This is a genomic window from Clostridiales bacterium (assembly GCA_015243575.1).
Classification (GTDB): domain Bacteria; phylum Bacillota; class Clostridia; order Peptostreptococcales; family Anaerovoracaceae; genus Anoxybacterium; species Anoxybacterium hadale.
The window spans coordinates 3,274,646-3,289,426 of the sequence record CP042469.1 but is presented as its reverse complement, the minus strand read 5'-3'; the positions used below and the strand labels follow the sequence as shown (position 1 = coordinate 3,289,426).

Below are 14,781 nucleotides of genomic sequence, written 5' to 3'. Positions count from 1 at the left end.
TGCTAATTTTTCAACTGACTGCGCACACTCGATTAGAACAGCGTTTCCTGCGATAAAAATTAAGAAAAGGATATTGAGAGAGATGACAACACTGTTGAACCTGTTTTATGGCGCGATCCAAGGATCCTATTGGATGTATTACGGAGCAGTACTAAGCTTTGCTTCTGTATTCCTTCTGGGGAAAGGATATACCAATTCAGAAATAGGAGTGATTCTGGCGGCAGCAAATATTTTAGCGGTATTGATTCAGCCGCTGCTGGCAGATGCGGCAGACAGAAGTAAACGGATTTCGTTAATCCACATCGTTGGTAGCAGCAGCATCGGACTTGCTGCTGCCACCCTCTCTCTTTATCTCTTTCCGGTAAAGGCAATCGCTCTTTCCGTCCTTTTTGTAATCATCGCAGCGCTTCATACTTCCTTACAGCCTTTGGTCAACTCGATGGCGTTTTATCTAGGCAGGAGCGGATACCGGATTAATTTCGGCATCGCCAGAAGCGGTGGTTCAATTGCATATGCAGTCCTTTGCGCGATCTTAGGCACACTGGTTACGATTTATGGCATCAATGCAATCCCTGTGACCGGTGTATTGATGTTGGCTTTCCTTTTGATTTTTTTGAGTGTGACTTCAGGTCTGCTGAAAAAGGCTCTTCCCTCACAGGAAGTTTTGAAGGATAAAACCTCCGAGGAAAAGGGAGAAGCGATTAATCTGCTGGTGTTTGTCAAACGAAATATGCCGTTTATTATGTTCTCAATCGGAATCATGTTCGTCTTTTTTCAGAACTCAGTTCTGAATACCTATTTGCTCCAGATAATTACCGAAGTGGGTGGGACAAGCAGTCAGCTAGGGAGGTTATTCTCATTTATGGCATTGCTTGAGATACCGGGCTTGTTCTTTTTCAGTAAAATCAGATCACGCTTTAGCTGCCAGTTTCTGCTGAAGCTCTCGTCCGTTGCTTTTGTCCTTAAGATTTTTCTGGTGTTCCTTGCCGATACCGTGTCATTTATCTACCTGGCGTATCTGTTTCAGCTGATTTCCTTTCCTATCTTTCTATCCGCTGCAATCCATCTGGTGGATGAGGTGATGGAGAAAGGGGAGGCGGTTAAAGGGCAGTCTTTCGTCACTGGTATGATCACCATGAGTACTGTATTTGCCAGCCTGCTGGGAGGAGTCATCCTGGATATCAGCGGAGCCTCGCTGCTGCTCATCATCAGCACGGCAACCTGTGTGTTTGGCACAATGATCGTATTTTTTTCAGTGGACCGAATTCGAAGAAAACAACAAAACCGGCACTTGTGATGCCGGTTTTGTTAAAATGGCTTGTAGCTTTAGTTCGTATTTGTAAGGAACCACAGGTTCCGCTGATCAGGTTACAGCAACTTCTCGATATGTGCTTCCAATTCCTCAGGTGTGATGGTCGGTGCAAATCTTCCAACGACATTTCCGGTACCATCGATGAGGAACTTTGTAAAATTCCACTGGATTTCTGGGGCTTCTACAGAGAATGAGTGGGTCAGAAGCTTTTTCTTAAGGTCTTCCAGCCCTCCGTTGTCGATATCGCTAGGAGCCTGCTCCTTTAAAAACTTATAGAGTGGATGAGCATTTTCCCCATTTACTTCAATCTTATCAAAGGTCTCAAACTCGGTTCCGAAATTGAGTTTGCAGAAGCTTGCAATCTCTTCGCTCGTCCCTGGAGCCTGATTTAAAAATTGATTGCAAGGGAAGTCGAGGATTTCAAAGCCCCTCTCTCTGTACTTTGCATAGAGTGCTTCCAGACCGTCATACTGTGGTGTGAATCCGCAGCCAGTGGCTGTGTTGACAATCAGAAGAACCTTTCCTTCATATTCCTTTAATGATACATCCGTACCGTCGATCTTTTTTACGTTAAAATCATAGATTCTCATGGTATTCTCCTTTCGAACAATTATTTGTCTTTGCAATAATTTTACCCGAATGAGAGTCAGAACAAACGGCCAGTTTTAAAATTATTTCCGACTTTGATACGCTTGACGGATAAACGTGACAAAACACTCCAAATCTTCTCTGGAAGAAAACATTGCCCGCGCTCCCCCTGCATTCCCACCGCCTTTGCCATTCCACACCGGAGCATTATCTTTGACAAGCTTTCCACAGTCGTGTCCGCCGGATGAAGCAAGAATTACCAGGTTCTCTCTGGTTGAAATCATTGCTGCGAGGATTCCTGTCTTAAGTTCAGCGGCAAGTAGTTTCGAGATGGCAAGGAGGTCGTTGACATTCAAGTAGGGGTATTCCCTGATGATAAGGCAATCGGAAGTATGAATGAGAGAGGTTGAAGCCTCGCTGGAGCTGCTGCTGGTGCCGCTGGACTTTTTATTAACAACAGCAGCTTTTGTTTCGGGGACGCCAAAGCTATCAAGAATTTCATCTGCAGCCTTGGTGATGACACTGTTTTTCAACTGATAAAGCTCCTGACGCACTTCCTTGTTTTTCTCATCCTGCGCCTTGATTTTTTCAAGAAGATCCTTGTCATCTGCTGAGTACTTCGAATTGAGTTCGGAGAGAATGCGATGCTTCTTCTGATAATCAGAAAATGCGCCTTTTCCTGCATTGAAATACACCCTTGTCATTCCCTTGTAATTTTCAAGCTTGAAGATTTTCACCAGGCCAACCTGACCGGACGTTGACGGATGTGTGCCGCAGCAGGCTACGCAATCGGCAGGATTATTTTCATCTCCAACACAAACAATGGAGATATCCTCATCGATCGCCAGCGCTTTTCGAAGAGGGAGCCTTTCTGCTTCGCTGCGATCCTCAAAGTATCTTGTTGTAACCGGTACATTAGACCAAATCACTTCATTTGTAATGGTTTCTATTTGCTCAGCCTGTTCCTTAGTGATCCCTGGAACATCGATATCGATGGTCATGTAGTCGGCTCCCATATGAAAGCCGCGGTTTACGCCTCCAAGCTCGCGAAAGAAAATTCCCGAAAGGATATGTTCGCCGCAATGCCGCTGCATGTGAGCAAATCTGCGTTCCCAGTCCAGCTGGCAAAATACCTTATCTCCTGTCTTAAATTCCAGAATAGAGGAAGGAGTCGTGTCGGTTGACCCTAGACGGTGATAGACGATACCCTCTTTTTCAGTTACCTCTAGTACGGGGATTTCACTGATTGTCCCAAGATCACAGGGCTGCCCACCGCCTGTGGGAAAAAAGATGGTTTCATCCAGCACCAGAATCCAGGGATTTTCCTGCGAGCCATCTCCTATCACTTCCAAAATGATACTGGTATGCTCTTTCTGATAAACATCCTTTTGATAGAGTTTTTTTGTCATGTCTTGGTCCTTTCTTCAGTAAGCAGCGTATTTTTTCTGCTTCACCGCATCTACTAATCGACCCCTAGTGAATGATGCCGATACCGCAAAGTAATAATAAAAATTATAGCACTTTTTGTTTGATAGGGATATAATAAAACCATCAAATTATAATGCCACTGCGAAGCAGTGGCGACGGCTAACGCCGCAAGGTAGGTTTCATTGATCATCTTGTTTGCTTGTGGCATGATAGAATAAATGCAATAGTAGCAAAATCATATAATACCTGATTCCAACCCCTCATATACATTAGCAGGAGGGGACGGTAATGGTTTTAAGAAATTATAATAAGACAATAAAGAGATTGAGCCTGCTGGTTATTGCAGTGTTAGTGCTGCTGAGCTTTCAGCCTGTATATGACGGCGTTGTCACGAGGGTAGAAAGACTTACTAGCACAGATATTCTTCTGCTGGACCCCGGCCACGGGGGAATGGACGGCGGAGCGCAAAGCGCTGCAGGCGTCAGTGAAAAAGACATCAACCTGGCAATCGCAATGTATGTAAAGGAGTTTGCAGAGGCTGACGGGTGGAAAGTCGTAATGACTAGAGAGAAAGATATTGCATTGGGAGATACAGGGAGTAAGACCATTCGCGGGAAGAAGACTGCTGATCTGATTGCGCGGAAACAAATGATCAAAGAGGTGGCTCCTATTGCAGCGATCAGCATTCATCTGAACAGTTTCAAACAGGACCGATCTGTTAGGGGTGCCCAGACATTTTTCCCATCTGGTCCGGGAGAACAGGTGGTTTTGGATGAGAGTAAAAAACTTGCGGAAGCGATCCAGGATCGACTGGTGACGGGAATCGCTGACGGCAGTGAGCGAGTTGCTTTAGGTAAAAGAGATGTCCTTATGTTCAAAAATCCCACGGTACCAATGGCAATTGTTGAATGTGGGTTTTTATCCAATGAGAGCGAGGCGAAGCTTTTGGAGGATCCCGAATATCAAAAGAAAATTGCAAGATACATATACGAAGGGATTATGATCTATTCAGGAAAAGAGCCGATCGAACGGTTCGAAACCATCGATAGCCGCGGATAACAAAGCGATATGGAGTGTTTGTTTTGAATGTTCCCGAAATCCTTTGTAGTGGAGCCGTCACCAGATTGTCGAATTATTAGAGCAAAAGAATATCCACGGTTTTCATATTATTTGCAGTCGCCTGTGGATAACTTTGGGATTGACATTTTTGGATTGAACAAAAAACGTTGAAAATTCAATAAGGGCGAATGAAAATTTTATCCACATGCACCCTTGGATAAAATTGCATGCGAACAAAAAAATATTGTGGATAAGTGATAAAAATATGTCAATTTACCGATTTTTAGTTGTTGAAAAAAGTTCGCGTAAGAACAAACAACGGTTTACATAATACGAAAGGAAAAAAGAAATGCTGAAAGAAAAAAATCATTACAAGGAAGGGCTTCCTATTAATGTAATAACAGCAAATATAATTGAGTATCCCATTCATTTTCATGACGACATTGAGGTGGTATATGTACTGGAGGGCTCGATCGGACTCAAGAACGGATATTATTCTTATGTTCTGAATCAGGGAGATATCTTTATCTTGAATGACAGAGAAATACACAGCTTTTATCATACCGATCAGCCCAATATGGTGATGATGCTTCAAATGGATATTGCATTTTTTTCAAAATACTACGGCAACCTGAAAAACAGTTTCTTTGTGACGGATATGAAGGATGAAGATGACGAAGGGCTGGAGGCACTGCGAAATCTCCTGGGACGAATCATGCTGGATGTTCTGGAAAAAGGCTATGGGTATGAGTATAAGGTCATAGAAGCGACACATAACCTGCTTGCCAATCTTTTAGCAAACTTTCAGTACTTTACCATGGAGGACGGAAAGTTTGTAAATGAAGCTAAAAATATAGGCAACAAGGTACTTGCGGGGAGATTGAACCGCATTACAGACTACATGTATGAAAACTATTCGAGAAGGCTGACCTTGAACGAGATAGCAGAGCAAGAGCATCTCAGCATTTACTACCTATCTCATGTTATTAAGGAAGCAACGGGGTTGAGCTTTCAAGAGCTGCTGAGCTTTATCCGTGTGGAGGAGTCGGAGAAACTTCTTCTGGGAACCAATAAAAAGATCGGAGCGATCTCGGAAGAGTCTGGATTTTCTGCCATTCGCTATTACATTAAATACTTTACGAAGTGGTTTGGCATGCACCCCTTGGAATACCGTAAGAAATATACCGGCAATGTGAGCAGCCGGGAAACCCATGCTCAATACATTTTGTCCAAACCGGATGAAATCAAAAAAGCCATTAGAAATCAGACAAAAGAGCTCTTCGCAAAGGATCAGCAGGAAAAGGGATCGGCTTTGACCATTGTTTCCCTCGACCTGGATCAGCCTAGACGACATAAGACGCCGGTAGAGAATGGTATCGCCGCTTTGTTCGAAAAAAACTGCATGCATCCCGCAGCGTTTGCCTATAAAATGCTTACTGCGCTGAACGAGCATATTATTGTGGAAGAAGAAAATTACATTATTTCTAAGCCGCATAAAAGCAGTTCAGACAAAGAATCCTTCAGTATTTTATTTTATAACCTGACGGACAAGGTCAGGGTGATTGCCTTGAAAGAACAGTCGCTGGAGGATACTTACAGAGAATTGGACAACTTCAATGACAGGGCAGAAATCCTGGTGAAAATTTCCGGAATGAGCGGAGAGTACAAGCTCAGCCGGTATAAATTCTCTAAGGACAATATCCTAATGAGCTATAAAGTTAAGCTAGGAAATTCTCATTCCGTATCCAAAAGAGAGAAGCTTACGAACCGCTGGGCCATGACTCCCACCGTCAGCTTTTCTGCAATCAATGCAGCGGATACCCTGAGTATTCAGTCACACCTTTCGGGGTTCGGCGCTGAGCTGATTCTAATTGATCATGTGAGTGATCAGGAGGAACGGAACGTTCCTTTTTATGGGAAATAGGCTGAATATTCAGCATTTATTTCCCGATTGTGATTAGTTTGTGGTATTGACGTAAAAAACGAGCGAAAACAGCAAATGGATACAATTTTTGAGCAAACACATAATTGAATATTCAGACTTCATTTGATAACATAAGGCTGAAAAAGGATTCCCTTTTAAGTTATCTATTATGTGGAGGTCAATGTATGAAACTTTTAATTATTGGAGCCGGCGGGGTCGGAACTTCTGCAGCTATGATTATTAGCAGAGCCGGTAAAGAAGGCGAGTGGGCAGAAAAAATCGTTGTATCGGATTACAACTTCGCTAGAGCGGAAGAAGTTGCAAAACTCTGCGGAGGCGGACGTTTTGTTGCAGAGAAGATCAACGCAAAAGATAAAGAAAACATGAAGGAAGTGATCAAAAAACACGACATCACTTTCGTAATGAATGCAGTAGAGCCGGACTTCAACGAAAATATCTTTGATACCTGTCTTGAAGTCGGTGTAGGATATCTTGATTGTGCTATGACGCTCTCCAAGAGACATCCTGAGAAACCTTATGAATTAGCATACATAAAGCTTGGTGATTATCAGTTTGACAAGCATGAGGAATGGGAAAAAGCTGGAAATATGGCAATCGTAGGTTCCGGCGTAGAACCAGGCATGGCCGATGTCTTCGCAAGATATGCTGCCAAGCACCTCTTTGATACCATTGATGAAGTCAACGTTAGAGACGGAGACAATTATGAAATTCCTGGCTATGAAGGGGTTGCCTTTGGATTCTCCGTATGGACTACCATCGAAGAATGCCTGAATCCTCCTGTCATCTGGGAAAAGGGTAAGGGCTGGTTCTGTACAGAATCCTTCTCAGAGCCGGAAATTTTCAATTTCCCCGGCGGAATCGGCGATGTAGAAGTAATCAATGTTGAGCACGAAGAAGTACTGCTGGTGCCAAGAGTCATCGACTGTAACAGAGTAACGTTTAAATACGGCGTTCCAAGAGAAATGAGACAGCTGCTGAAGGATCTTGAAGCTTGCGGAATGGATTCGGCTACCAGAATGATCAAGGTTGGCGACAGCGAAATCTCCCCCAGAGACTTCCTTGTTAAGGTTGTGCCAAACCCCATCGAGCTTGCTCCTAAAATGGTAGGAAAAGGCTGTGCGGGAACTTGGGTTACGGGTACAAAAGATGGAAAGAGAAGATCGGTTTACCTGTATCAGGTAGCGGACAATCAGGATTGTATCAAGAAGTACACCACCAATTCTGTTGTAGCTCAGACAGCAGTGGGACCGGTTATCATGATGGAACTGGTAGCGAAAGGAATTTGGGATATCAAAGGCGTACATGGGCCGGAATCCTTCGATCCAGATCCATTTGTTGAAAGACTTGCTAAGTATGATTTCCCGGCTGGGATCAGAGAAATGGATTCTGAGTACTCTGATGCATTGAATGAAAAGAGATTGCTTGACGCTCTTGGCGTGTAATTGTATCTTATTGAAGAACCAGTAGAAACAGTATGAATTAAAAACGGATGGCAGCCGGTTTCGCCGGCAGCCATCCGTTCGTTATATTGCTTGACTAATTGATAAAGTGGAACGATTCTATTATGCTTCAAAAAGTGTTGCTGCTTTTTTCATTACCTCGGAGATAGGAAGCTGCTGTGGGCAGTGTCCCTCGCAGGCCTTGCATCCCACACAAAGTGACGGTCTGGCCTTTGGTGAAATCCACATATTAAAATCCGCAGAGATCTTCGGATTGCCGTCAAACAGGAACCAATCGTTATAATAGCCGATGGTTTCTGGGATGTTGACATTTACTGGACATGGCATGCAGTATTTGCAGCCGGTGCACGAATACTGAATCAAGCTGTTGTATTCCCCTGAAACCTTTGCGACGATCTCCAGTTCTTTTTCGCTCAGACTGTTAGGATCGGCTTCGTTCATGATCCTGATATTTTCTTCGACCTGCTCACGGGTGCTCATGCCACTGAGAATGGTCAGCACTTCCGGGAAATCTGCTACCCAGCGCAGCGCCCATTCTGCCGGTGTTCTTTTTACTGGTGCCTGATCCCAGTATGCCTGAATGCTCTCGGGAAGCTTGTCTGTAAGCTTGCCACCCTTTAGCGGCTCCATGATGACAACTGGAATATTCATAGAACCCGCAAGTTTTAAGCCTTTGACCCCTGCCTGAAAATCAGCATCCATGAAATTAAGCTGTATCTGGCAGAAATCCCAGGGGTAAGCCTTGATCACTTCTTCAAAGAGAGGGTATTCGTCATGGAAGGAAAAGCCGATGTGCTTAATTTTCCCTTCTGCCTTTTTCTTTTCTAGAAAAGCCAGGGTATTGAACTTTTTTACTCTGTTCCAGATTGGCCCTGTGATATTGTGAACCAGATACATATCGATGCAGTCCACATCGAGCCGCTTCAGCTGCTCGTTAAATATTTTCTCAATATCCTGCTCTGTTTTTGCAAACCAAACCGGCATCTTGTCAGCTAGAAATACCTTTTCCCGATATCCGTCTTTTAGAGCTTTTCCTGTCACAACCTCGCTGAAGCCGTTGTGGTACATATAAGCGGTATCTACGTAATTTACGCCGCTGTCGATGGCGCTCCGGATCATTCGGATGGCTTCCGCTTCGTCGATGTTCGAAAAATCGCTGTCAACGATGGGCAGTCTCATGGTGCCGAAGCCTAGTAAGGAGATTCTTTCCCCTGTTTTCATAAAGGTTCTATATTTCATATATATCCCTCCTGCCTTTCTGTAAATATCATTAAAGGAATTATCATAATTAAGTGCATCAGCGATGATAGCACCAGCATCAGCGATTATTATACCATAACTCCCCAGAATTAAGATATAATAATACTATCGAGAAAAACTTGAATTACAGGAGAGATGAAAAATGATTAAAATAAAATTAGATGAATTTCTGGAAAAAGCGCTTGCGAACTATGATCTTCCTGGATTGTCCATCGGTGTTTGGACTTTTGGAAGTGGAAAAAGACCTTCGGAAGGTCTGCTTTACCGGGGAGCAGCGGGCTTCAAGGATTTGGAGCGTGGTGTAAAACTGATTCCTGAGCATGTTTTTCATATGGCATCGGTAACAAAGCTTTTCGTTGGAACGTCAATCCTTCAGCTTTGGGAGCAAGGACTCTTGGATTTGGATGGTTTGTTGATTGATTATCTTCCATGGTTTGAAATGAAGGATGACCGATATCGTCAGGTAACAATTCGCCATCTGCTCAGTCATACCGCAGGCATGCCAGATGTTAAGGATTACGGATGGGATCGGCCTGAGACGGATGAGGGTGCGCTGGAACGTTATGTAAAATCACCGGAGGTGAGGGACGGCTCACTTCTTTGGAATCCGGGAGAGGGCAAGTTTGCCTACAGCAATATTGGCTATGAGATTCTGGGGACTGTGATTGCATCAGTGTCAGGAATTTCTTTCGAAGCATATGTAAAAAAACATATTTTTGATCCACTTGAAATGAAGGATTCTAATCTTCTGTCCTTCGAGCGCGGAATTTACCGGGAAGATGGGATTTGGGACGGAAACTTGTCAATCCCTTATGAAAAGGATCCGGAAAAGCAGATTGTCAGAGGAAAGCATTATCCGTACAATCGTGCCCATGGTCCAAGCTCAACGTTGACTTCAAACGTACTGGATATGGAAAAATGGGCAGCGGGACATTTTGAATATCGGCTGCTCAAAAAGGAAACTTATGAAAAGGCATGGGAGAAACAGGCTTTGGTCCCCAATAATGGAGAGCATATTTGTCTCAGCTGGTTCCGCAGAGAGCAGAATGGACATGTTCTTTATGGACATGAAGGAAATGACGATGGATTCAGAGCCAGCTTCTGGCTTTGTCCGGAAAAAGCGCTGTCGATTATGGTTTGCTCCAATATATCGGGCGCTCCTGTAAAAAAGATCAATAAGCAAGTCTTCGATCTGCTTTGCCATGAGGCGTAGGGCCGCTGCCTAATGATTTAAGATGAAAAGGAAAGTAAGATCGCATAACAATAAAACTACCGGCCTGTTCGGAGAGGGCCGGTAGTTTTTTATTGTTCTATGGGAGATCCCCACATTCTGTGGGTGAGAAATTTAACAGATTTGTTGTTGCTGCATGGTTTGCACAGCTGCATCAGCAGACAGTAATGCCGCCAATTACATGAATTCAAAAGGCTTAGTATTTGATGAATTTAGCGCCTGGTACGCCGCAGATGCTGCATCTTTCGGGAACAGCTTTTTCGATGTTGCCGCATACAGGACATAGGTAATAGAATACTTCTTCTGTTTCGTCAAGGGATTCCAGAGCTTCCTGATAAAGTCTTGCATGGACTTCTTCTGCTTTCATTGCCATAGTGAATGTTGCTACTGCAGCTTTGTTTCCTTCTGCCTCAGCCTCTTTCACAAAGTCTGGATACATATCTTTATATTCGTGGGTTTCGCCGGCAACAGCATCCTTGAGATTCTCTAAGGTAGAACTGATTTTTCCAGCAACTTCAAAATGCTTTAATGCATGGAGTGTTTCTGCATCGGAAGCAGCTTTAAATAGCTTTGCAGCATTGAGCTTGCCTTCTGCTTCGGCCTTCTTTGCATATGCTGTATACTTTCTGTTTGCCTGTGATTCTCCTGCAAAAGCTTCCATTAAGTTGCTCTGTGTTTTGTTTTCCATGTTTTCATCCTCCACTTTCATACCTATTGGTGACTCTGTATTGTTCCAGACACATCATACTCGGATTGTTGTTCCGTGATGGGGGAATTGACTAGAGTCACTGATTAATTCTTATTTACAAGGCACATGGGACACGTACCTTTAAAGTAAACATTTTTATCCCTGATTTTGAACCCGTTCAGAACCTCTGACTCAAGGTGGCTCATATCAGCGGGGAAATCATAGATCGAGCCACAGGATTCGCATTTGAAATGTCCGTGGTCTTCCACTGTGATATCATAACGAATTTCGTTGTCCTCAATATTGATCGCCTTGACCATTCCGGCATCTGCCAAAGCACCCAGTGTACTGTACACCGTGGTTCTGGAGAGGGTAGGTATCTCCTTCAACAGGTTGGTGTAGATCTGATCCACTGTTGGGTGGCATTTATTTTCCGAAAGATACTCCAGCACCTTCAACCTTTGATGGGAGAGCCGTATGTTTTTCGATTTTAATTCTTTCGCAAAATCATCGGATGTAAATTTCATATTACTCACTTCCCATTATAATCAATTCGCCATAAAGCGTATTTGATACAAAGTTGTAATGATTACAATATAATAATGCCATATGCGATCTATTTTGTCAACAGTATTATGAAAATTATTATGAATTATTTTCATAATAAAATACCCGGTCTGCTGGATGTTTTGCAGCAGACCGGGTATTGAAATCCGATCAAGGGTGAGGGGGCTTCCGATGTGACGCCTGCATCAACTCTTGCCGTGATACATTCATTTCACTGGAGTTTTACGAATTGAGAAAATCCAGAAAGTCGGTAAAGTCATCGAAGTCGCTCTGTATAAATTCGTAAAGAATCGGCTCTTTAAACTCATACTTGGCAGTTGGAAGAATGCAGGTACCCACATCGCTTCTTCCAAGATTTTTTTCTATTTCGTGAATCTCGCTCAGACTGTAAGCGGCGATGATTAACTGGCCGAAGTCTGTGATGAAATAAAGCCCGTGTATATCCTCGTTCAATCGGAACACCTTACGGTTGACATGATCATTATTCTTGTTGAATTCCAGATAAAGCCTGCCGCTGTCGTGGAGTGTCTGCATGGTATTTACAGACAGCCCGGAAAAGCGCTTTAAGAAATCCTCAGTCTCTGTAAGGATTTCATAAACTGTGATGAACTCCGGATGGTTCAGCATCATAGCGGCTTCTGCTGCAGTAATAAAGAAGGAAGAACGCTTTTTCGTGCTGATGACTTTTCCCTTCTCTACATTTACCTCGGAGACGATGAGCTTATACTTGCTATCTAACTCAATGAGTGATTCACACAGGTAAGAGCAACCGTTCTCGTCGCAAAATTCCTCAATGGAGTTTTTGCATAAGGTGGCGCCTTCGCTTTCGGAAAGTGTATCATAAGAAAGGTCTTTGGCTGCCAGATAAGCAGCGGCTTCAAAATCCCGCCCAAAGACGCGCATCAGAAAATAATTAATCAGCTGGTACTCGGAAACAATCGGTGTGCATAGCTTATCAATCAGGATCTGATTTTCTTTTTTTGTCAGACTGACAGGTGTTGTCAGCAGAAATTCATATTCATTTTTAGCATCGGGCATAGGCAGAGAAAACCGCTTATTCATTGCGGCAAATTTTTGGATCAGATAAGTCGCTTCCCGCTCGTTTATGTTGACCTTATTTCCGCCTAAACCGCCGATCAGAGCTTGCTCCATCATGGAAAGAGCTTCTTCGTCGCTTCCAAGTAGACTTTTATACGTTTCGAAGCCGTATTCTTCCGCATCGAAATAAAAAAACTGATGAAAATCCGATACAAATTCTGCATTGGATAATTCCCAGTGAATGTAAAGGCCAATTACCCCCATAAGCCTCGTGTCTGTAATGAAAGCGGATAGAAATTTTCTCTGGTTGTTGCTGACTGCGGCTGAGGCGCCGCCTTTAATTACTGTAAATTTTCGCTCCGTCGTCAATGAACTATCCTCCTAGAATCCCAAAAAATTCCCTCGTAGGTTAAGTATACCCATTGACATTTAAAAAATCAAGGATTATAATATTTCTATTGCAAAACTGAATACCCCCTTATCAAGAGCGGCTGAGGGAATAGGCCCTGTGAAGCCCAGCAACCTAGGTACCCGTAAAAAGGTAGAAAAGGTGCTAAATCCTACGGAATTTAATTCTGAAAGATGAGGATCGAAATATCAAAGCACCTCTTCCTTCGGAAGTGGTTTTTTTTATGTGGTTTTGGGTATCAGAACAGTAAAAAATACAAAATCTATTATAGGAAACGCGAATTCGCTCTAAGCGCACACCTGGTGGGCGCACCTACTATAAATTCAGTGGTTCCAAAGCAAGTGTAATCTAAAATCTCGATTTTGTAACATTTATATAGGAGGAAAGAAAAATGAAACGATTATTTACTTCAGAATCCGTTACTGAAGGGCATCCAGATAAAATCTGCGACCAGATTTCCGATGCGATCCTGGACGCGATTTTTGAAAAGGATCCGCACGGAAGAGTGGCAGCGGAAACGACTGTAACCACAGGGCTGGCTCTTGTAGTTGGAGAAATCACCACAAATACGTATGTTGATATTCCAAACCTGATCAGAAAGGTAATCTGCGATATCGGATACACAAAGGGAGAATACGGCTATGACGGGAACACCTGTGCGGTGATGACTGCCATTCATGAGCAGTCCGGCGATATTGCTATGGGTGTTGACAAGGCTCTGGAATACAAAGTGGGCTCTCTGCAGGATGATGTGGAAGCCATCGGTGCGGGAGATCAGGGAATCATGTTCGGTTTTGCCTGCAATGAGACCCCTGAATTGATGCCGATGCCCATTTCCCTAGCTCACAAGCTAGCAAAACAGCTCACTGATGTGAGGAAATCAGGAAAACTTGCATATCTTAGACCTGATGGAAAAACACAGGTAACTGTTGAATATGAAGATGACAAAGTGGTTCGCGTTGATACCGTTCTGGTTTCCACACAGCACGATGAAGACGTGACCCAGGAACAGATCAAAAAAGATATCATAAAATATGTTATCAATCCAATCATTCCAGATCACCTGCTGGATGCTGACACCAAGTACTATGTAAATCCAACGGGCAGATTTGTAATTGGCGGACCGAACGGAGATTCCGGATTGACAGGAAGAAAGATCATCGTAGATACCTACGGCGGATATTCCAGACACGGCGGCGGCGCTTTCTCAGGAAAAGATCCAACTAAGGTAGACCGTTCTGCAGCTTATGCGGCAAGATATGCAGCTAAGAACATTGTTGCGGCGGGCCTCGCAGATAAGTGCGAAATTGAGCTTGCTTATGCCATTGGTGTTGCAAGACCGGTATCTGTGCTCGTTGAAACCTTCGGAACCGGAAAAGTCTCAGAAGAAAAGCTGGCGGAGCTTGTTAATAAACACTTTGACCTGCGGCCTGCGGCAATAATCAAAGACCTCGACCTGAGAAGACCAATCTACAGACAGGTAGCCGCTTACGGTCATTTTGGAAGAACAGATATTGATCTTCCTTGGGAAAAGACGGATAAAGCAGATTTGTTGAGACAAGAAGCGCAAAGTGTGATAAAATAGGATAATTTAATCGCATCTAGTACAGCGTATTTAATTACCAGTTATTTAGAATACGCTGTACTGGTGCACTGTCTAGCTAAATTTTTGTAATTATCATCAGACAGTGCACTAGCGCGGGCTTTACAACCTGCGCTTAAGTGAAATTGCTGAGGGATTTTCTTAGTGAAATGCTGATTGATCCAGGAGCACACCTAATCGGTAGATTTTTTCG

At 43.5% G+C, this 14,781-nt stretch carries 12 protein-coding genes and 1 riboswitch; of the genes, 6 read left to right on the top strand and 6 right to left on the bottom strand.

The features are described 5' to 3' along the window. The first annotated feature begins 82 nt into the window (after positions 1-82). Positions 83-1,297 carry an MFS transporter gene (locus tag FRZ06_14560; protein ID QOX64475.1) on the top strand — a complete coding sequence of 405 codons (1,215 nt, stop codon included), beginning with the start codon at positions 83-85 and terminating at the stop codon, positions 1,295-1,297. A 71-nt stretch (positions 1,298-1,368) separates the two neighbouring features. Here the strand turns inward: FRZ06_14560 and FRZ06_14555 are convergent, their stop codons facing one another. Then, positions 1,369-1,902, bottom strand: coding sequence for a glutathione peroxidase (locus tag FRZ06_14555; protein ID QOX64474.1), 534 nt, complete (start codon positions 1,900-1,902; stop codon positions 1,369-1,371). Positions 1,903-1,983: 81 nt separating this feature from the next. After that, the gene (locus FRZ06_14550; GenBank protein QOX64473.1) at positions 1,984-3,309 is read right to left on the bottom strand and encodes an alanyl-tRNA editing protein; all 1,326 of its coding nucleotides are present in this window, start codon (positions 3,307-3,309) and stop codon (positions 1,984-1,986) included. A 307-nt stretch (positions 3,310-3,616) separates the two neighbouring features. Between FRZ06_14550 and FRZ06_14545 the strand changes: the two genes are divergently transcribed. The 3 genes from FRZ06_14545 (at position 3,617) to FRZ06_14535 (ending at position 7,774) form a co-directional block, all read left to right on the top strand. Continuing rightward, complete coding sequence (locus tag FRZ06_14545; protein ID QOX64472.1) at positions 3,617-4,387, top strand: hypothetical protein; 771 nt, start codon at positions 3,617-3,619, stop codon at positions 4,385-4,387. Positions 4,388-4,736: 349 nt separating this feature from the next. Continuing rightward, on the top strand, positions 4,737-6,311 hold the full coding sequence (locus FRZ06_14540; protein ID QOX64471.1) for a helix-turn-helix domain-containing protein: 1,575 nt from the start codon (positions 4,737-4,739) through the stop codon (positions 6,309-6,311). 185 nt (positions 6,312-6,496) lie between these two features. Further along, complete coding sequence (locus tag FRZ06_14535) at positions 6,497-7,774, top strand: ATP-binding protein (GenBank protein ID QOX64470.1); 1,278 nt, start codon at positions 6,497-6,499, stop codon at positions 7,772-7,774. 120 nt (positions 7,775-7,894) lie between these two features. Here FRZ06_14535 and FRZ06_14530 read toward each other — a convergent pair whose 3' ends face one another. Continuing rightward, positions 7,895-9,031 carry an aldo/keto reductase gene (locus tag FRZ06_14530; GenBank protein QOX64469.1) on the bottom strand — a complete coding sequence of 379 codons (1,137 nt, stop codon included), beginning with the start codon at positions 9,029-9,031 and terminating at the stop codon, positions 7,895-7,897. A 163-nt stretch (positions 9,032-9,194) separates the two neighbouring features. Between FRZ06_14530 and FRZ06_14525 the strand changes: the two genes are divergently transcribed. Then, a complete protein-coding gene (locus tag FRZ06_14525; protein QOX64468.1) occupies positions 9,195-10,265 on the top strand; it encodes a beta-lactamase family protein in 1,071 nt (356 codons plus the stop codon). Positions 10,266-10,479: 214 nt separating this feature from the next. Here FRZ06_14525 and FRZ06_14520 read toward each other — a convergent pair whose 3' ends face one another. The 3 genes from FRZ06_14520 to FRZ06_14510 form a co-directional block, all read right to left on the bottom strand. Further along, the gene (locus FRZ06_14520; GenBank protein QOX64467.1) at positions 10,480-10,971 is read right to left on the bottom strand and encodes a rubrerythrin family protein; all 492 of its coding nucleotides are present in this window, start codon (positions 10,969-10,971) and stop codon (positions 10,480-10,482) included. A gap of 104 nt (positions 10,972-11,075) precedes the next feature. Further along, positions 11,076-11,498 carry a transcriptional repressor gene (locus FRZ06_14515; GenBank protein QOX64466.1) on the bottom strand — a complete coding sequence of 141 codons (423 nt, stop codon included), beginning with the start codon at positions 11,496-11,498 and terminating at the stop codon, positions 11,076-11,078. A 262-nt stretch (positions 11,499-11,760) separates the two neighbouring features. Further along, on the bottom strand, positions 11,761-12,945 hold the full coding sequence (locus tag FRZ06_14510) for a hypothetical protein (GenBank protein QOX64465.1): 1,185 nt from the start codon (positions 12,943-12,945) through the stop codon (positions 11,761-11,763). Positions 12,946-13,051: 106 nt separating this feature from the next. Beyond that, a riboswitch (SAM riboswitch) is annotated at positions 13,052-13,165 on the top strand. Positions 13,166-13,376: 211 nt separating this feature from the next. Between FRZ06_14510 and FRZ06_14505 the strand changes: the two genes are divergently transcribed. After that, positions 13,377-14,570 (top strand): methionine adenosyltransferase, encoded by a 1,194-nt coding sequence (locus FRZ06_14505; protein QOX64464.1) that lies wholly within the window; start codon positions 13,377-13,379, stop codon positions 14,568-14,570. The last annotated feature ends 211 nt before the right edge of the window (positions 14,571-14,781 follow it).